General features: G+C 50.1%; 18 protein-coding genes. 5 read left to right on the forward strand and 13 right to left on the reverse strand.

From position 1 onward, the window contains the following. The first annotated feature begins 2 nt into the window (after positions 1-2). Entirely contained in the window at positions 3-377 is a 375-nt protein-coding gene (locus tag ACOSVP_RS13220) for a hypothetical protein (protein WP_487347959.1), read from the forward strand. Between the two features lie 37 nt (positions 378-414). On the opposite strand, the gene ACOSVP_RS13225 is transcribed toward ACOSVP_RS13220, so the two are convergent. The 4 genes from ACOSVP_RS13225 to ercA all read right to left on the reverse strand — a co-directional run bounded on the left by ACOSVP_RS13225 (position 415) and on the right by ercA (position 4,417). Beyond that, a complete protein-coding gene (locus ACOSVP_RS13225; protein WP_487347960.1) occupies positions 415-699 on the reverse strand; it encodes a type II toxin-antitoxin system RelE family toxin in 285 nt (94 codons plus the stop codon). Beyond that, positions 689-937 (reverse strand): type II toxin-antitoxin system Phd/YefM family antitoxin, encoded by a 249-nt coding sequence (locus ACOSVP_RS13230; protein ID WP_487347961.1) that lies wholly within the window; start codon positions 935-937, stop codon positions 689-691. Before ACOSVP_RS13230 ends, ACOSVP_RS13225 begins: the two co-directional genes overlap by 11 nt. Positions 938-1,107: 170 nt before the next feature. Continuing rightward, entirely contained in the window at positions 1,108-3,276 is a 2,169-nt protein-coding gene (locus tag ACOSVP_RS13235; protein WP_487347962.1) for a putative bifunctional diguanylate cyclase/phosphodiesterase, read from the reverse strand. Further along, positions 3,260-4,417 (reverse strand): alcohol dehydrogenase-like regulatory protein ErcA, encoded by a 1,158-nt coding sequence (gene ercA, locus ACOSVP_RS13240; protein ID WP_487347963.1) that lies wholly within the window; start codon positions 4,415-4,417, stop codon positions 3,260-3,262. Before ercA ends, ACOSVP_RS13235 begins: the two co-directional genes overlap by 17 nt. A gap of 93 nt (positions 4,418-4,510) precedes the next feature. Here ercA and ACOSVP_RS13245 point away from each other — a divergent pair, with 93 nt between their 5' ends. Next, positions 4,511-5,056, forward strand: coding sequence for a GGDEF domain-containing protein (locus tag ACOSVP_RS13245; protein ID WP_487347964.1), 546 nt, complete (start codon positions 4,511-4,513; stop codon positions 5,054-5,056). 17 nt (positions 5,057-5,073) lie between these two features. Here the strand turns inward: ACOSVP_RS13245 and ACOSVP_RS13250 are convergent, their stop codons facing one another. Continuing rightward, entirely contained in the window at positions 5,074-5,934 is an 861-nt protein-coding gene (locus ACOSVP_RS13250) for a DMT family transporter (protein ID WP_487347965.1), read from the reverse strand. 130 nt (positions 5,935-6,064) lie between these two features. On the opposite strand from ACOSVP_RS13250, the gene ACOSVP_RS13255 reads away from it, so the two are divergent. Continuing rightward, positions 6,065-7,450 carry an aminotransferase-like domain-containing protein gene (locus ACOSVP_RS13255; protein ID WP_487347966.1) on the forward strand — a complete coding sequence of 462 codons (1,386 nt, stop codon included), beginning with the start codon at positions 6,065-6,067 and terminating at the stop codon, positions 7,448-7,450. A 55-nt stretch (positions 7,451-7,505) separates the two neighbouring features. On the opposite strand, the gene ACOSVP_RS13260 is transcribed toward ACOSVP_RS13255, so the two are convergent. The 8 genes from ACOSVP_RS13260 to ACOSVP_RS13295 all read right to left on the reverse strand — a co-directional run bounded on the left by ACOSVP_RS13260 (position 7,506) and on the right by ACOSVP_RS13295 (position 14,873). Continuing rightward, positions 7,506-7,841: a zinc ribbon domain-containing protein YjdM gene (locus ACOSVP_RS13260; protein WP_487347967.1), complete on the reverse strand. Its 336-nt coding sequence runs from the start codon at positions 7,839-7,841 to the stop codon at positions 7,506-7,508. Between the two features lie 84 nt (positions 7,842-7,925). Beyond that, entirely contained in the window at positions 7,926-8,114 is a 189-nt protein-coding gene (locus ACOSVP_RS13265; protein ID WP_487347968.1) for a CopG family transcriptional regulator, read from the reverse strand. 88 nt (positions 8,115-8,202) lie between these two features. Beyond that, positions 8,203-9,225, reverse strand: coding sequence for a LacI family DNA-binding transcriptional regulator (locus ACOSVP_RS13270; RefSeq protein ID WP_487347969.1), 1,023 nt, complete (start codon positions 9,223-9,225; stop codon positions 8,203-8,205). Positions 9,226-9,242: 17 nt separating this feature from the next. Further along, entirely contained in the window at positions 9,243-9,866 is a 624-nt protein-coding gene (locus tag ACOSVP_RS13275) for a dual specificity protein phosphatase family protein (protein WP_487347970.1), read from the reverse strand. 15 nt (positions 9,867-9,881) lie between these two features. Then, a complete protein-coding gene (locus ACOSVP_RS13280; protein ID WP_487347971.1) occupies positions 9,882-10,676 on the reverse strand; it encodes an inositol monophosphatase family protein in 795 nt (264 codons plus the stop codon). A 61-nt stretch (positions 10,677-10,737) separates the two neighbouring features. Beyond that, positions 10,738-11,847, reverse strand: coding sequence for an ABC transporter substrate-binding protein (locus ACOSVP_RS13285; RefSeq protein ID WP_487347972.1), 1,110 nt, complete (start codon positions 11,845-11,847; stop codon positions 10,738-10,740). 37 nt (positions 11,848-11,884) lie between these two features. Further along, a complete protein-coding gene (locus ACOSVP_RS13290) occupies positions 11,885-13,042 on the reverse strand; it encodes an ABC transporter ATP-binding protein (protein ID WP_487347973.1) in 1,158 nt (385 codons plus the stop codon). A gap of 1 nt (position 13,043) precedes the next feature. Then, positions 13,044-14,873 carry an ABC transporter permease gene (locus ACOSVP_RS13295; RefSeq protein ID WP_487347974.1) on the reverse strand — a complete coding sequence of 610 codons (1,830 nt, stop codon included), beginning with the start codon at positions 14,871-14,873 and terminating at the stop codon, positions 13,044-13,046. Between the two features lie 219 nt (positions 14,874-15,092). On the opposite strand from ACOSVP_RS13295, the gene ACOSVP_RS13300 reads away from it, so the two are divergent. Next, the gene (locus ACOSVP_RS13300; RefSeq protein WP_487347975.1) at positions 15,093-15,533 is read left to right on the forward strand and encodes a hypothetical protein; all 441 of its coding nucleotides are present in this window, start codon (positions 15,093-15,095) and stop codon (positions 15,531-15,533) included. A gap of 115 nt (positions 15,534-15,648) precedes the next feature. Further along, complete coding sequence (locus ACOSVP_RS13305) at positions 15,649-16,707, forward strand: CobW family GTP-binding protein (RefSeq protein WP_487347976.1); 1,059 nt, start codon at positions 15,649-15,651, stop codon at positions 16,705-16,707. The last annotated feature ends 74 nt before the right edge of the window (positions 16,708-16,781 follow it).

Consider the following 16,781-nt stretch of genomic DNA (forward strand, 5'->3'; position numbering starts at 1 on the left):
AAATGACTATTAGCATTCGTCCTATTAATACCTCTCAGACTTCGAGTCGACCTTCTCTTAACGAAGAAGAGATGACTAATGAGCTCGACACGGATGTTAGAGCAGACCAGTTAAAGGCTGAAGTAGAGTCCTTAAGAGCCCAAACAGAAGATACAAAGTTATTAACACAAATGAAGCGAGAGTACGCGAGAGGCGTTATGTGCTTTATGTGGCTCTGGGGACTTATTATTACAATATTTATAGCTGGGTACTTCTCGCATATGTTCTCTCTAAATCGTGAGATCCCTAAAGAAGTAATTATAAGTATGTTCACCTGTACTGCAGTGGTTGTTGGCTTAGTAGGATACATCATTAAAGGGCTATTCGGCTCAAAGTAGACAATCTGCTAATTAGAAGAGCCCCAAAAAGTCTCTATCAAAGCCTATCTATTGCCTTACTATAAACTTCACTTCGATCACGTTTGCCGACCGCAAGCACGGTAACAACCACCACATCATCTTCGACTTTATAGACCAGTCGATAGCCAGACTGACGCAGTTTGATCTTATAAAGATTTTCCCCGCCAGATAACTGAGCGGCGGGGACGTGCGGATTTTCGAGCCGCTCTTTTAGCTTTTTCTTAAATTGAGTTTGTAGCGTGGCTCCAAGCTTTGACCACTCTTTCAACGCGCTCTTTTTAAACTCTAGCTTATAAGTCATCGATATCGATCGCTACTGATGGCTCATGTTCACGCTGTTTCACTAATGCCAACAGCTCTAGATCTTCTAAGCGGTCCATTAGCAGCTCATACGTTTCCGCAGGGACACAATAAAAGGCTGGCTCATTACGGTTCAGCACAGCAACGGCCTCCCCATAAGCACTGTTCGCGACTTTCATAGGGTTTGCTTTAAATTCTGTGATACTGGCGGCCACTTCAGCCAAGACTCGAGTTGTCATGATAAGCCCTCTCAATAGGTCTTTAATTAGGTCATTTTAGTGGGGGATTATTTTTTATACAAGAACTAGTTTTAAGCCCGAAGAATCATTCAATTCACGCTGACGCGTCGGTGTTGAGGCACGAAACGAGACATGCGCAAGTGAATTGGATGTTGTGAGGGCAAACCCACTTACTTCAGACTACGCTCCTGCAAATACTGATAAAACGACTCCTCATCCATCGGACGAGCGATAAAGTAGCCCTGCGCTTCATCGCAATGATAGCGGCGCAGTAGCTCTAATGTGGCGAGATCTTCGATACCCTCTGCGATGGTCTTCAGGCCGAGGTTTTGGGCCATTTGTATAATGGTTTTGACGATAACTTCGTCATCTTGGTTCTGATGCATATCTTTGATAAAGGCTTGATCAATCTTGAGTTTATCGACCGCAAAGCGTTTTAAATAGGCCAAGCTTGAGTAACCAGTGCCAAAGTCATCGATCGATAACTGGCACCCCATTTTTTTGAGGTTGTGAACTTTTTCGAGGACGTTGTCGGCATCTTTGATGATAATCGACTCAGTGAGCTCTAACTCAATCATTTTGGCAGAGATCCCTGCTTGCTCTAAAGCATCACGAACGGTTTGCTCGATATCACCCGAGGTAAACTGAACCGCAGACAGGTTCACCGCAATCACGCTGTCAGTCAGGCCCATCCCATGCCAGACTTTGACTTGTCGACAAGCTTCTTCTAGTACCCATTTACCAATGGCAACGATCATGCCCACCTCTTCGGCCACTGGAATAAATTTATTGGGTGGAATTAAGCCGAGCTCTGGGTGACGCCAACGAATCAATGATTCAGCCCCCATTAGCTTACCCGTCTTGAGGTCAATTTGAGGCTGATAGTGCAGCTCAAACTGATTCAGTTCGAGCGCTTTGCTTAACCCCAATTCGATCATCAAGGTTTCATTCGCCGCCTCGTTCATAGCTTTGTCAAAGTAGCGGTAGGTATTACGCCCCGCTGCTTTGGCTTCATACATCGCCATCCCTGAGCGACTTAAGACACTGTCAAAGTCTTCACCGTCTTGAGGATAGACGGCCACCCCCATGGAACAGGATAAGGACAGCTCTTGCTGCTCAACCATAAACGGTTTCATCAACTCACTGTGGACACGGCTAAGTAAAGGCAAGCAGGATTCCGCACTTATCAGGTTGGGTAACAGCAGGTTAAATTCATCGCCCCCTTGGCGCGATACGATGCCCGCTTCGCCCACGCATTGCTGCAGGCGTTTGCCCACTTGCGCTAAAAGCTTATTGGACTCGGTGTAGCCAAACAGATCGTTCACATTTTTAAAGCGATCCAGATCCAGCGACACTACGGCCATCACTTGATGATCCGCTAACTCACTGCTGTAGCGAATAAATTCCTGCTGTAAACGTTTGTGATTAGGCAGCTCCGTCAGTGGATCATGTAAGGCCAAAAACTCGGCTTTTTCTTGGTTCATCATGTGCTCATGCACATCGGAAAAAATCCATACACTACCGGCATCGGGATCATTGGGATTGATGGCATTCCCCGTCAGCTCACACCAAATATAGCTGCCGTCGCGACGGGTCATTTTTACTCGACCAGTAAATTTTTGGCCGTGAGCCAGCTGTCGGTAAGCTTCTTCGCCAAACGCTTGGTAGGCATGCAAGTTCTCATAAAATTTATGGGTCTCGAGGCCATCCACTTGGCCATGCTCATAACCAAGCATCTGCTCAAGTTTGCGATTACAAGACAAAATCGTGCGGTTCTTAATCCAAGCAAGGCCAACCAAGGCGTTCTCAATCAGCGCTTCTTTCTCATTGAGTAAACTCTGTAGACTCTGCTGGTGTTGCTTGCGCTCGGTAATATCACGCCCAACTACGGTGATAAAATGTTGCCCCTCAAAGCTTGCTAGGCGACAGGTCAGCTCAAGCCAAATACCTTGGTCGTTATGCTCGATGTAAAACTCGCTGCTTAAGTCAGCATTGTCGTCATGATGCTTGGTCAGCTGTTTTAAATGATGGACCAATTCTGAGAAAGAAGACTCGGGATCCAGATGCATCACATCACGATGACGACCATTGGTGATGTCCTTGGCTTTGAGAGCAAAGAACTGGCACACGGCTTCGTTCACATCACAAATCTGAAATGGACGTAGCGATAACAAAATGATCCAGTCCGAGGCAAAATCCAGTAGCGCGCGGAAACGCTTGATCTGCTCGGCATTCTCACGCATTTGCGGATAATAGTTTTTACGGACCGAACGCTCACCTAAGCCAATGATTTGCTCAAGGCGCGATTGCGCTTCGTCGGGCTTACATGGCTTCGCCATAAATAACCTTTAAATCCGCCATCGAAGCAATACGAGGATTGGTAACCAGACACGCATCACTGTAAGCATGGGCGGCTAACTCTGGAATATCCGAGCTGTTCACCCCGACCATGGATAAGCGATTAGCGATGCCTAAACGGTTGCGCAAGTCCGTGATCTCTTGCGTCACACGCTTGGTACACTCGGCAATACTCATGCCTCGAGTATCCATGCCCATAGCCGCAGCAATCGCCATATAGCGCTCCCCCCCTGTCGTCATATTGAAACGCAACACATGGTCGAGCAATAACGCATTACAAGCGCCATGGGCAAGGTCCAAATAGCCTCCTAGCGAATGCGCCATGGCATGCACCGCCCCTAAGCTGGCATTAGAAAAAGCCAAGCCCGCTTGCAGCGTGCCTAGTAGCATATTTTCTCGGGCTTCGATTTGATCAGGATGATTCACTGCGATCTCAAGGTTTAACCAAATCAGGCTGATGGCCTTAAGTGCATGAATATCAACGATAGGCGAAGACGCCGTCGACACATACGCTTCGATGGCATGGGTTAAGGCATCCATCCCCGTACAGGCGGTCAATTCTCTGTCTAAGGTGATGGTTGTTTCCGGATCAATCAGTGCTACATCTGGCACCATGGTTTTACTGATAATGGCCGCTTTGTAGCGCTCTTCAGTATTCATAATGATGCAAAATTGGGAAATGTCAGCGGCGGTACCCGCGGTAGTAGGAATGCAAATCAGCGGTGGTCCAGGCAGATCCACTTGGTCGATGCCCTCGAAGCCTAGGATATGGCGACCATTGGTGTAGACAATGCCGATGGCTTTAGCACAGTCAATCACACTACCACCACCAATGGCGATGATCACATCACATTCATGCTCAGCATAGAAGTCCGCACCGGCCATGACTTCATGATCTTTTGGATTAGAGGTCAGCCCAGAAAAGACGACCGACTCGACCCCTATTTCGGTTAGGTCTTCGATCGCATCTTTTACCCAACCTGCCTTAATCACGCCTGCATCACTGACAATTAAGACACGCTTAGCTGCCATGTTTTTCGCGTAGTTTGCCACGCGATGCCGTGCACCCACGCCGAAAATAAACTCTGGAGCGACGAACTTTCTCATTTCGTACAACGCCATTGGACCCCCTAATATTATTGTTATCGTCCTTTAAGAGGTGGAGCTCCTAGTCTTCTAGCATAGCGCAGACGACCGCAAAGTTAATCAGGCCTATTGTTACATTTGGTATATGAGCATTTTTGCAAGAATGCCTCAAATCAAACCACCCAGCGCATTAATCATTTACTGCATCGGGATGAATTAACCGGACTCTATAACCGTCGCTATATCAATGTGCTGTTGGAGTCTCTATTTAACGAAGCAAAACAAAACCAAACGCCGTTTAGTTTGGTCATGCTCGATATCGATCACTTTAAAGCAATCAATGACAATTACGGTCACTCGTTTGGCGATCTGGTGCTCACCAAAGTCGCAGAATGTATTGAGCATGAAGTGCATGAGATAGGCTATGCTGGCCGTTTCGGTGGCGAGGAAATCATGCTGTTGCTGCCTAATCTCACAGCAGACCAAGCCTATACACTTTCAACACAAATCAAAGACTGTGTCGCAGCAATACGCTTACCAGGACAAGCATCCCCCGTCACCATCAGCGGCGGCGTGAGTGATGGTATCAACGCTAGCTATTACGAATTGATTCAACAGGCGGATAAAAAGCTTTACAAAGCCAAAGACAATGGCCGCAATCGTATTGAAAGGTAACCAGCATGCTTGCAACCTTAGGCAAATTTCTTTGCTCCTGCGACGCACAAGACCGCGGCCAGAGTGACCCAGACCATGGTCAGGCTTACGCTTTCCTGCAGTAGCCATGCCGCTAGGATAAAGCCCATAAAAGGTTGAATCAGCTGTAGCTGGCTGACTGCGGCAATCCCGCCTAGGGTGAGTCCGCGATACCAAAAAACAAAACCAAACAGCATGCTAAACAGCGATACATAGCCCAGCCCCAACCAAGCGGGCACACTGACATGACTGAGCGAGCTAGGCCAAGCAATCCATGTCAGAGGCAGCATCACGGGTAAAGACACCACCAATGACCAGCAAATCACCTGCCAGCCACCTAGTGTTTTTGATAACCGGGCGCCTTCGGCATAGCCCATACCGCACGCGACGATTGCAGCCAGCATCAGACCATCGCCTAAGAAGGATATTTGCCCTGCCCCTAACGCGGCGTAACCTCCTACTAACACGGCACCCACAGATGAAAACAGCCAAAATGGCCAGCTTGGGCGTTCTCCGCCCCTAAGCACTGCAAACAGAGCCGTGCAGATGGGTAACAGTCCGACAAAGACAACGCAATGTGCGGCCGTCACATGCTGTAATGCCAACGCGGTTAATAGCGGAAAACCAACCACTACGCCCAGCGCACTCAGTAACAGCGTTGGCACCTGTGCGACACTGGGTCGCGGCTGTTTTAACAGCACGAGAAAGAGCAAACCTAATAGCCCTGCAATCGAGGCTCGCGCAACGGTCAAAAAGGTGGGTTCAAAGCCTTCTAAGGCAATCCGTGTGGCAGGTAAGGAACCGGCAAAGGTGGTGACTCCCACGAATCCACTGAGCCACCCTTGTGTTGTCTGCTGCATATATTTCTCCTGATATGGCATAGGCCTATCAAAGCGAAATAGCGTGTTCAAAACGAGATACAGACCGACACAATTTTAAAAAACTGTTATGGTTATCTTAGCAATACAATTGAACATTAAAGAGAGAACAATGGCTCGATCAGGCACCCTCATTGAAACGGTTATGGACGATATTGAAGCGAAAATTGCCTCACGGGCCTATTTGCCCAATACGCGTTTACCTTCTGTAAGAGCACAGGCCAAGGCTTTACAGGTTTCTATTTCAACAGTGGTTGAAGCTTATGATCGTCTGGTAGCAGAAGGACAGATTGTGTCTCGTCCAGGCGCGGGCTTTTATGTCTCAGGCCCCATCGCACCGCTCAATTTAAACGAGATTGGTCCCAAGCTCGCCCGTGAAGTGGACCCTTTATGGGTATCGAAGGAATCTTTAGACGCCACATCAGAGGCACTGATGCCCGGCTGTGGCTGGCTACCAAGCGAGTGGCTCTATCAAACGGGGATCAAGCGTGCCCTACGCCACTTGGCACGCCAAGACTCATTAAACCTGACCGAGTATGCCTCGCCGAAAGGCTCATTAGCGTTTCGCCAATATCTGCAGCGTCGTTTGCTCGGCCATAATATCGCCGTCAGCACCGAGCAGATTATGCTCACCGAGTCAGGCACCCATGCCATCGACTTGATTGGCCGTTTTCTGCTATCGCCGGGCGATACTGTGTTGGTGGACGATCCTTGTTACTTTAACTTTCATGCTCTCTTCAAAGCACACCGAGTCAACATCGTCGGTATTCCCTATACACCAAATGGCCCTGATCTTAAGAGTTTTGCGGCGGCGATTCAGCAACATAATCCGCGTCTTTATTTAACCAATTCGGCAATGCATAACCCAACTGGCGCGCAGCTCGCTCCGCACGTTGCCCATAAATTGCTACTGCTGGCCCATGCGTCACAGTTGGTGATTGTAGAAGACGATATTTTCGCCGATCTGGAAACGTCACGCGCACCGCGTTTGGCCACTTACGATGGTCTAGCGCAGGTGATCGAGATTGGCAGTTTTTCCAAAACCGTCTCAGCGTCTGTGCGCTGTGGCTACATTGCCGCGAAGTCTGATTGGATCGAGCCGCTAGTCGATTTGAAAATCGCTACGTCGTTTAGCGGTAATCGACTGGATAGCGAAATCGTGCTGCAAACACTGACCGACAGCGGTTACCGCAAACATATGGAAAAGCTACAGCTCTGGCTCGCGAAACAGCGCCAAAGCACCACCGAAAAGTTAGTCACACTGGGGATCACACCTTGGCTACAGCCCAAGGATGGCATGTTCTTATGGTGCCAAGTACCAAACGGCATCAACGCCGCCAAATTGGCTCAAGACTGCTTAACTCAAGGGGTCGTGCTGGCACCAGGGAATGTCTTTAGCCAAGCGCAAAATGCTCAGGATTATCTACGCTTTAACGTTGCCCAATGCACCGATCCCAAAATCTTTGAGGTACTGGCGTGGGCACTAGCGCAACAATAAAAAAGGCCCCTTTCTAGGAGCCTTCTTCAAATCAAATCGCGAGGCAATCAGCCGCTTAGGCTTTCTTCACGAACTGAGATTTCAACATCATGTCGCCAGCGCCGTCAACTTTACAGTCGATGTCGTGGTCGCCATCAACAAAGCGTTTGATGGTAGCTTTGGTACCGACTTTTAGTACTAGAGAAGAGCCTTTTACTTTCAGGTCTTTGATCAAAGTCACCTTGTCGCCTTCCGCTAGTAGGTTGCCGTTCGAGTCTTTCAGAATTAGCGCATCTTCATCAACCACTTCTTCGTTTGGGTTCCACTCGTAAGCGCACTCAGGGCAGATCAGCATAGATTGATCTTCATAAACGAATTCAGAGTTACACTGTGGGCAAGCTGGAAGACTCATACTTCAATAACCTCAATAGACATAGGGAAAATTTGCATCGTATTATAACGCAATGACAATAACATGATAATATTTTTGGCAGGATTAACCTTTTTTAGGCGTCTCTTCCAAGACTTCTTTGGTGAAATCCACCTCGTGATCTTCCAGATAACCACGGATCAACTGGCGCACCACCTGCGATGGCGTTAGGTCCTGTTCGGCACACAGTTTCTCAAACGCCTTCTTTTTACGAGGGTCGAGCAATACAGTAAAACGGGCAGTTTTGCTTTCCATAAGGCATCCTTAGAGCATCAAATTTATTATCATCTGATTATAATGATACATGACTGAAAAGCCTATGCCCGTTTATGCCGTTCGCTCTTTACGGTAACCGCGCTGGACGCACAGATTGGCGCCACTCCAGTGGTGCGCTGAAAACCTGACGATCTTGGCTGCCCTCTTGTTTGCCCTTCTCAAGCAACGTAACAATCGCGTGTGCCATATCTTCGAGTGGTTGGCGAAAGGTGGTCAGCTGGTAGCTAAGCCAGCTGGATTGCGGAATATTATCAAACCCCATCACGCACAGATCCTCGGGGATGCGCAGATTGAATTCTTGGCGTGCAGCGTCCATAAAGCCACAGGCGATCAAGTCAGTGACACACAGTACACCGTCGGGGCGTTTACGTGATGGCAACAGGCGTTTCGCAGTTTCTACCCCTGTGTCGTAACTGGTTGAACCAAAACGATAAATTTCACATGGCAATTGGGCTGCTTGCGCTGCTTCATAGAAGAACTGCTCACGGGCCATTAAACTGGGGGATTGCACCGTTGACGAGATGATCGCTAGGTTTTCACAACCAGCCTGAGTCAAGGCATAGAAGGCGTCTTCCATAGCACTGCGGTAATCAATGGTGATGTGATCGGCCCCCTTAAACTGGCCTTCACGGTTGACCAAAATAATATGCTGACCACTGTCGATACAGGTCTGTACTAAGGACGCTTGCGGCGTTCCGGATAAAACAATGGTTGCCGATGCACGATAGTGCAAAGTTTGTCGCAGTGCAGCTTCCGCACTCGCAGAATCCCCGGAGGTGTTAATCACCATCACCGCGCGCCCCGCTTGCTGCAGTTTCTGGGTAATCGCATCCAACAAGCTGGCTTGATAAGGCGCATCAAGATTGGCCCCGAGCAAACACACCGGACGGCTTTTCTCATTAGATAAGCCACGCGCTAAATGATTGACGTGATAATTCAATGCCTCGGCAGCTTCTAACACACGTCGTCGAGTATCCTCTGAGACACTGGCCCCTGGGGTAAAAGTACGCGACACGGCAGAACGGGACACGCCCGCAAGACGCGCTACCTCAGCAGCGCTGGCAACGATTTTTTCTTTTTTTTCTTTCATAGAGCCTTATCTATCAATCATTCGGCATGAAAACCGGCTTCTCTTAGTAGCTTCTCCATGCTCACTGCGCGCTCCGCGAGCTTGATGAGCTGCGGTTTTGGGGCTTCAAACCATTCATCTGGGTGCAATTGTCGCTTATCGCGAATCATCGCAATGGCATCGTCCAAGGTTGGGTAACGCTCAGGGTATTCCAAATGTAGGAACAGGGCGACGATGGTGACTGAGCGGCTGCGGCCGCCACGACAATTCACTAAAATATTGCCCTTTTCACGTACCTTGTAAGACGCTTTCACTGGCAATACTTGAGACAAGCTTGAACGCATCAAATGATAGCCCGCTAGGATCAGCGCTTCAGGATTACCATCGCCATCAATCATCCCTAATTTATAGTAGCGCACTGGACCAGCGCCATGTTGATTCAAATGGTCTGGTGCCTCTCGTTCTGGATCAGACACTAAATCAATGTCTAAGTTTACCGCGCAGTTAATGACAACTTTGATATTGTGCTCGGCCAGCAATGCCATATCCGCCGCCCCAGTCGAGCCGCCGATATACAGATCAACGCCCCACCCTGGTAAATCACTTTCAATCAGGCTAATAGGCGGACGCGGGTAATGAGGTACTTTTGGTGTATCAGTCATAAAAATCCTAATGTATTACTTAAGTGAGATGGCGACGGCAGTGGAAAAAGCCTTGGCGACTAACGGTGCGGCGGCTAAAACCAGTCCGCCACGACTGATTTCACGGTGATCACAGGGGAACTTACCAATACGACCACCGGCTTCTTCCACTAACAATAAGCCCGCCAAACAGTCCCAAGCGTTCATATGCAACTCGGCGTAACCGTCAGTGCGCCCTTCTGCCACCCAAGCCAATGCCAAAGCGCCCGATGCGCCGCGACGAATATTCGCCCCTAACGACAACACTTGAGTATAGGTGTTGAGGTAATGCTGCTGCGTGGTACGGGTTGACCAGCCTAATTCAAAGGTCGCTTGCGTTGCGCTTGCCGTGGCAGCGGTACGTAGCGCTTGGCCATTTTTCTCGGCGTAGGCGGATTTGCGCGCCAAGTACAGTTCTTCAGAAGCAGGGTTATAAATCCCCCCCAGCAGCGTGACGCCGTTCTCAACAAACGCCATGGCAATGCAGAAGTGCTCAATGCCGCGGGCAAAATTGGCCGTGCCATCAATCGGATCAATCACCCATAAGCGCAGATTCTCAGCGTCACCGCCAGTTTCCTCGCCCAGAAGTCCGTCCTCAGGAAAGTGCTGTTTTAGCGTCTCGCAAATGTAGCTTTCCACCAAGGCATCGGCTTCCGTGAGAAAGTCTTGGTTGCCTTTTAAGGTGTAGTCTCCCGCACGGCGGGAGCGAAAATGTTGCAAGGCTATCTCGCCAGCAGCCAGGATCGTATCTTTTAAAACGGCTTCCCTAGCCTGTAAATCGATTGTATTCAAAGGTGTTTCCTAGCAAAGCCGTGCACTATTTAGCTGCGCACGGCTGGTTTACGGTCAATCATTAGCGTGTGTAGTTCAAGCTCCACAGATCCATCCAGTCTTGGCGGTTTTGCCAATCGGAGTCTGCGCTGCTGGTTTTGTAGACCATCAATTCGTCACGGTACTGTTCAATACCCGAGGCTTCCTCAGCTGGCAGACGCACTTTCAAGTTGGTCGACATTTTGCCGTCAATGGCTTGCAGCTTGATGCCTTCACTGGTCAGCAAGTAATGCATAAACAGCTTGGCTGCATTTGGGCTGTCCGTTCCGGCCGTGATAACGCCCATGGTTGGATAGTTGACGCCAATAAATGGCTGCATACCGTGACAAATGCCCAGTTTCATGCCGTCTTTGTTATCACGAAACTTCGCGGTACTGATCAAGCCGACAAAGCTGTCTTGCACATCTGGCGCCCCCACTGCGGCCGCCGCATCGCCGTCGCTGCGCGTCAGTAGCGGGCCATTTTGCGCGAGACGTTTGATCAACTCTGCGGTGGCAGAGGCTTCATCGGTTGTCAGCGGTTCACCGTACAGTGCTTGATAGGCTTGCGCGATGTCTTGGTCATAGTGGGTGGCCATTTGGTTGAACCAATCCGAATACAATGGCTTGATCAAAGGGTCCTGCATGGCCACTTTGTTTTTCCATTTGGCTTCGGTGAGCTGCCAAATATTGGTGATCGGACACGTCTCATATTGCGCTGTGTTGTAGGTCCAAATATTAGGCGCCAGCACCACGGTCAGTGGATCTTGATAATCGGCGATGATGTCGTTGGTCATATCGCCTGGCACCCAGCTTGTCACATAGCCTTTATCAAACAGCTGAGCTTTTACCGCCGCGGCGTCTTCGATCAGCGCCACATCCGCTTTGACATTGTTGGCTTGCGCTTCGCGGCTAATGATTTCGATGGTGGCAGGTGACTTGGACTTAATCCCCACCGCTTCCACACCGTATTTCTCAGTGAAGTCCTTCGCCTGCTGCACGATCTTGCCCGTGGTGGCGTACACCGTAATCGGCGCCTCTTGCTTGGCGGCGTCGATCAAGGCTTGCAAGTCGAACGCTTCGCTTGCCTGAACCGCGCTTGATAAGCTTGCTGCCGCAACAGACAGTGCCAGTAAGCTGTGTTTCATAGTCATAAACATTTCCTTGGTTAATTAAAGTGAATCAGAGGGCTTACATCAAAGGCGATAACTGGCGCTGCTGAGCGTGGGTTATAGTGTGCTGACTTGCTAACAAGCCATGGTTAGACGGGGCTGACGGAGCCAGCCGTTGTCCTTGGGCGTCGAAAATATGCAGGGCATCGTCCGGCAGCTCACAAAAAACGGTGTCGCCCGCGCGATAACTCGGACGGATTTGCGTCGAGTGATACAAACGCTCCGTGCCATACACCAGTTCCACCACCCAACTGCCGCCAGTGGGCATAATGTTGTCGATGGTCAGTGGCAAGCTATTGGGATGCGCTTCGGTGTGCAGCACCAGCGCTTCTGGGCGGATGCCAAATGTGTGCGCCCGTTCACGATCGTCTAAACGGGCACTGACGTGCTCGACCACGCCTTGCTCAGTTCGAGCACCTTTTAAATCCATCAGATTCATGCGCGGTGTGCCGATAAATTCCGCTACAAAACGATTACTTGGGGTGGCGTAAATGTCATCAGGACTGCCCACTTGCTGCAATTCCCCTTGGCTCATCACGGCAATGGTGGTCGCCAGCGTCATGGCTTCCCATTGATCGTGGCTGACAAAAACGATGGTGGTGCCAAAGGTTTCATGAATACGACGCAGTTCAGCGCGCATTTCCAAACGCAATGCGGCGTCAAGGTTCGAGAGCGGTTCATCTAGCAGCAAAATGCCTGGATTCACCGCCAACATACGCGCCAGCGCCACACGTTGTTGCTGGCCACCCGAGAGCTGAGCAGGATAACGATCGGCGTATTCGGCGATACGCAGCTTTTCCATCACGTCGGCACTGCGCGCTTGGCGCTCAGGCTTCGGCATCTTTTTCAGCTTAAGACCGAACTCCACATTCTGACGTACCGTCATATGCGGCCATAAGGCGTAGTTCTGGAACACCAAACCAATACCGCGTTGCTCCGGCGGCACAAAGCAAGACTCCTGCACCGAATCCACCAAGGTATCATCGATGGCAATCGCACCATTAGTAGAGTGCTCAATCCCCGCGATCATACGAAGAATCGTGGTTTTACCGCAGCCAGATGGTCCCAATAGACACATAAACTCGCCGTCTTTGACAGTCAGATTCATGCCTTTCACCGCTGCGGTCTGCGCGCCTGGATAGGTTTTTTGTAGGTTCTGTAACGTAATGGTTGGCATATTAGCTCTCCAGTCCTTGCGCCAATCCGGTACCGGAAATGCGCTGAATAAACACGGTGCCTAGCCAGGCCACCAAGGCAATCATCAACACCACAGCGTTCGCTGCTTGGTCGTAGTTGTAGTCAATTAAACGAAGGGAATAGGTGGTCAAAACATCGGTGGCTGGGATAGCCAAAATCACGAATAAGCTCACCCCTTTGATGCCTGAAATAAACGGCAGCAGAATACCGGTCGCCAAAGGCGCAGCTTGAATCGGCACCACAATGCGGCTCAAACGGCTAAACCAACCCGCACCGGCGATACGTGCTGCTTCTTCCGGCTCTTTCCCCAGTTGCGTCATGGCCGCGATACCAGAGCGGCTGGCAAACGGCATTTGCTCGGCGATCAAGGCGATAATCAATAGAATCGGTAAACCGTACAGCGCAGGGATGGGGCCGCGAGAGACCGCGAACAACGATAGGAAGGCGGCGGCGAAAGCAATGCCCGGTACTAGGTATGGCATAAAGGTAATCTGACGCAGACATTGGCCGATCCAAGGAATCGAACAACGCAGCACCGCATAGCCCACCAATAAGCCCAAGATACCGGACACAATCGACGCGCCACCGACGATCATCACCGTATTCCACGCCGCATCCCAAAATTCACCGGTCAGCAAGATACCGCTGTGCATTGCCAGCGTATCTAAGTCTTGGCCGATCCAGTAATCGAACGTGAAGTTCTCTAGGTTAAAACGCCCCGGCAGAATCATGATGGTGGATAGGAACAGCGTTAACAGCGGTAGCGCAACACCAATCATGACAAATGACATGGCAAAGCCTGCTGCTGGTACACGGAATTTACCCAGCTCGCGGCGACGATCCATATTGCCTTTCCCGCCGACTGTGACAAAGCGACGGGCTTCTTTCATCATGCGCATATCGATAATCAAGGTCATCATGCCGATCGCCATAATCACCATGGCCACTACCGCGGCAACACCGCTTTGGCGCGAGTCCAAGGCTCGATACAAGCTGGTTGATAGGGTGTCAAACTTGACTGGCAAACCTAAAATGTAGGGAATCGCGAACTCACCCACACAGTCAGCAAAAATCAGCAGGGCCGAGGACAAGATCGCAGGGCGCATCAACGGCAGGATAATTGACATAGCAATGGTACGGCGCGGCGCGCCTAAGATGCGGGCACAGTCTTCAAGTTGACTGTCTAAACGGCGCAAAGCATTGCCCACAATCAGAATCACCAACGGCGTGTAGTGAATCACCAAGATCACCACCATCGGGAAATAACCATAGGCCAACCAATCTGGTGTACTAATCCCCAGCGCTTCCAGCCAACCGGGTTGACCGCCAACGGTACGGTTTTTAAAAATCGTGTTCCACGCTAGAGCAAAGGTCCAAGACGGCAACATAAAAGGCACGATCAAGGCCGTGGCAAACCACTTACGCCCCGCCATATCGGTACGATTAACTAACCAAGCAAGCGCCACCCCAAGCATCACCGAGCATAAAACCGTCATCACTGCCACACTGAGCGTATTTTGCAACGGCTGCCACAGCAGTAGTTCAGACATACGCGAAGTCAGGGTGCGCACCAAATAGTAGGACGTTAGTTCGCCTTCGGCTTGACGGATGCGCGCACTGTCACCGGCTTGCACAACAAATGCATCGACCACGATCGACAGCACAGGAGCCACAATTAGGTAAGCGAAAAACAGCAGTAAAGCAATGCCCAAAGCATTGGCCGGCTCATGTTTCGCGACGATCAGTAAATGACGACAGCGCTTCCATGCACTTGGTTGCATTGCAGCGCTGTCGCGGTTTGTAATAGACACAGATTCAACCTCAATCCTTATGATTGAGATTACAATAGGCTTTGTTTGTTACAGTTGAGTGAAGGATTGCAACTATGTGCAAAATCAAATCGACCACTTGTTGCAGCAAGTGAGGATCGTTTTGAGTAAGCGTCGGCATCGAACAAGAAATGATATATTATAACATTTATAATATTGGCCGAATCGCTCCATCCTTCATCGAGCGCCCAAGAGAGAACTATGAAAGATATCAAAAAGGTATTCCGCAACGTTGAACAAGCCCTGAAAAAGACCAGCTGGTTTGACGAGGGCTGGGAAATCTACAATCGCGGCCCTTACATCCAACTGTACAAAGATACTTGGCACAACCATAACCAAGGTGGCGTGCATTTCGAGACCTATATTGAAGGCCCGCAGATCAAGCAAAAAGCCTTTCCTGTCTGTCTGCACGCGGAAGAAGACTGCCCAGATCAGCAAGGCTTTATGGACCAATTACTGGCCCTAGAAGGCGAACGTATTCAAAGCTGGAAAGACTACAACTTGATCGGCTCAGGCCATAATGTCTGCCAGCGCACCTTACCGCTAAACTTCAAAAATCTAGAGCAGCGCCTAGTGGAAGAATTCAACCGCCTGCGCCAACTGGAATCGAGCATTGATCTCGCCTTAGAGCGCGTGCAATGATCTCCTGCTAAAGCGGTCAAATAACACAAAGCATGTCGGAATATGGATAGCCCGCCCGCGCAAAACGCGACAGACTATTTGTAATAGCAGTACCACTGAACAACGAAGAGACACTATGAACGAGCAAGCCAAAGCCATCCCTACTAACATCATCACTGGATTCCTAGGTGTTGGTAAAACCACGTCGATCAATGGACTGTTAGCGAATAAGCCAGAAGGCGAAATTTGGGCAGTGTTGGTGAATGAATTTGGTCAAGTGGGCATCGACCAAGAGATGATGCCAGACCAAGACGGCTTGCACGTAAAAGAGCTTTCTGGCGGCTGTATCTGCTGTGCCTTAGGCCCCTCTTTGCACAAAACGGTGAAAGGCTTAATCGAGCAAGCCAAGCCGGATCGCTTGATCATCGAGCCGACCGGTATCGGCCACCCAGAAGGCATTATCGACACCCTTATGGGCCCAGCGTTTAAAGACAAGCTCGACCTACGCGCCACCATTTGTTTGCTCGACCCGCGTTCATTGGGCGATGAAAACGTCATTAACAGCGAGACTTTCCACGATCAGCTGAACTTGGCAGACGTAGTGCTGATCAACAAGTGTGATCTGGCTGAGCCAGAACAAGTAGAAGTAGTCGAAGAAAGCCTCGGTAATATGTTCCCACCCAAGCAACACGTGGGCCGCACCACACGCGCCGTCATTGATCCGGCGTTACTGGACTTGGTGCGCAATGGTCAGTTAAAAGCACAATTCCCTGAAGCCCATGCTCATGCCCACACTCATAGTGACGAACACCACGCTCATGATCACAGCCATGAGCATCATCATGACCACGGCCATGATCATCACCATGAGCACGAAGCCGTGGCGGAGCCTGGTAAGCCGATCCGTAAAATCGGTAATGGCAGCGGCCTTTTTAGCTGTGGTTGGATTTTCCACCGCGATGATTGCTTCGACTACTGGGAATTAGAAGAAATCCTCAACGGCCTAGAAGGCATTAGCCGTATCAAAGGCGTGATTCGCATCGGCCATGCTTGGGTGTTCTACAACCGCGTAAACAACGAACATGACTTCGACAAAGTCGCCTACCGCCGTGACTCACGCATCGAAATCATCAGCCCACGTGAGCTAGATTGGCAAGCGCTTGAGCAACAGATGTTGGCGTGTTTGCAGAAGTAACACGCTCAATAGCAGATTTAGGGGTCAGATCCCTTTAACACTGAGTCCAAAGAGTTGCCTGCCCATCTTGATGT

Source organism: Marinomonas sp. HM11-D (assembly GCF_057626615.1).

Bases quoted from the DNA above. Each gene is read 5' to 3' on its own strand.
- ACOSVP_RS13265 (WP_487347968.1), bottom strand. From the start codon at position 8,114: ATGGAAAGCAAAACTGCCCGTTTTACTGTATTGCTCGACCCTCGTAAA.
- ACOSVP_RS13270 (WP_487347969.1), bottom strand. From the start codon at position 9,225: ATGAAAGAAAAAAAAGAAAAAATCGTTGCCAGCGCTGCTGAGGTAGCG.
- ACOSVP_RS13285 (WP_487347972.1), bottom strand. From the start codon at position 11,847: ATGACTATGAAACACAGCTTACTGGCACTGTCTGTTGCGGCAGCAAGC.
- ACOSVP_RS13290 (WP_487347973.1), bottom strand. From the start codon at position 13,042: ATGCCAACCATTACGTTACAGAACCTACAAAAAACCTATCCAGGCGCG.
- ACOSVP_RS13260 (WP_487347967.1), bottom strand. From the start codon at position 7,841: ATGAGTCTTCCAGCTTGCCCACAGTGTAACTCTGAATTCGTTTATGAA.
- ACOSVP_RS13275 (WP_487347970.1), bottom strand. From the start codon at position 9,866: ATGACTGATACACCAAAAGTACCTCATTACCCGCGTCCGCCTATTAGC.
- ACOSVP_RS13220 (WP_487347959.1), top strand. From the start codon at position 3: ATGACTATTAGCATTCGTCCTATTAATACCTCTCAGACTTCGAGTCGA.
- ACOSVP_RS13300 (WP_487347975.1), top strand. From the start codon at position 15,093: ATGAAAGATATCAAAAAGGTATTCCGCAACGTTGAACAAGCCCTGAAA.
- ACOSVP_RS13305 (WP_487347976.1), top strand. From the start codon at position 15,649: ATGAACGAGCAAGCCAAAGCCATCCCTACTAACATCATCACTGGATTC.
- ercA (WP_487347963.1), bottom strand. From the start codon at position 4,417: ATGGCGTTGTACGAAATGAGAAAGTTCGTCGCTCCAGAGTTTATTTTC.
- ACOSVP_RS13250 (WP_487347965.1), bottom strand. From the start codon at position 5,934: ATGCAGCAGACAACACAAGGGTGGCTCAGTGGATTCGTGGGAGTCACC.
- ACOSVP_RS13235 (WP_487347962.1), bottom strand. From the start codon at position 3,276: ATGGCGAAGCCATGTAAGCCCGACGAAGCGCAATCGCGCCTTGAGCAA.
- ACOSVP_RS13255 (WP_487347966.1), top strand. From the start codon at position 6,065: ATGGCTCGATCAGGCACCCTCATTGAAACGGTTATGGACGATATTGAA.
- ACOSVP_RS13225 (WP_487347960.1), bottom strand. From the start codon at position 699: ATGACTTATAAGCTAGAGTTTAAAAAGAGCGCGTTGAAAGAGTGGTCA.
- ACOSVP_RS13230 (WP_487347961.1), bottom strand. From the start codon at position 937: ATGACAACTCGAGTCTTGGCTGAAGTGGCCGCCAGTATCACAGAATTT.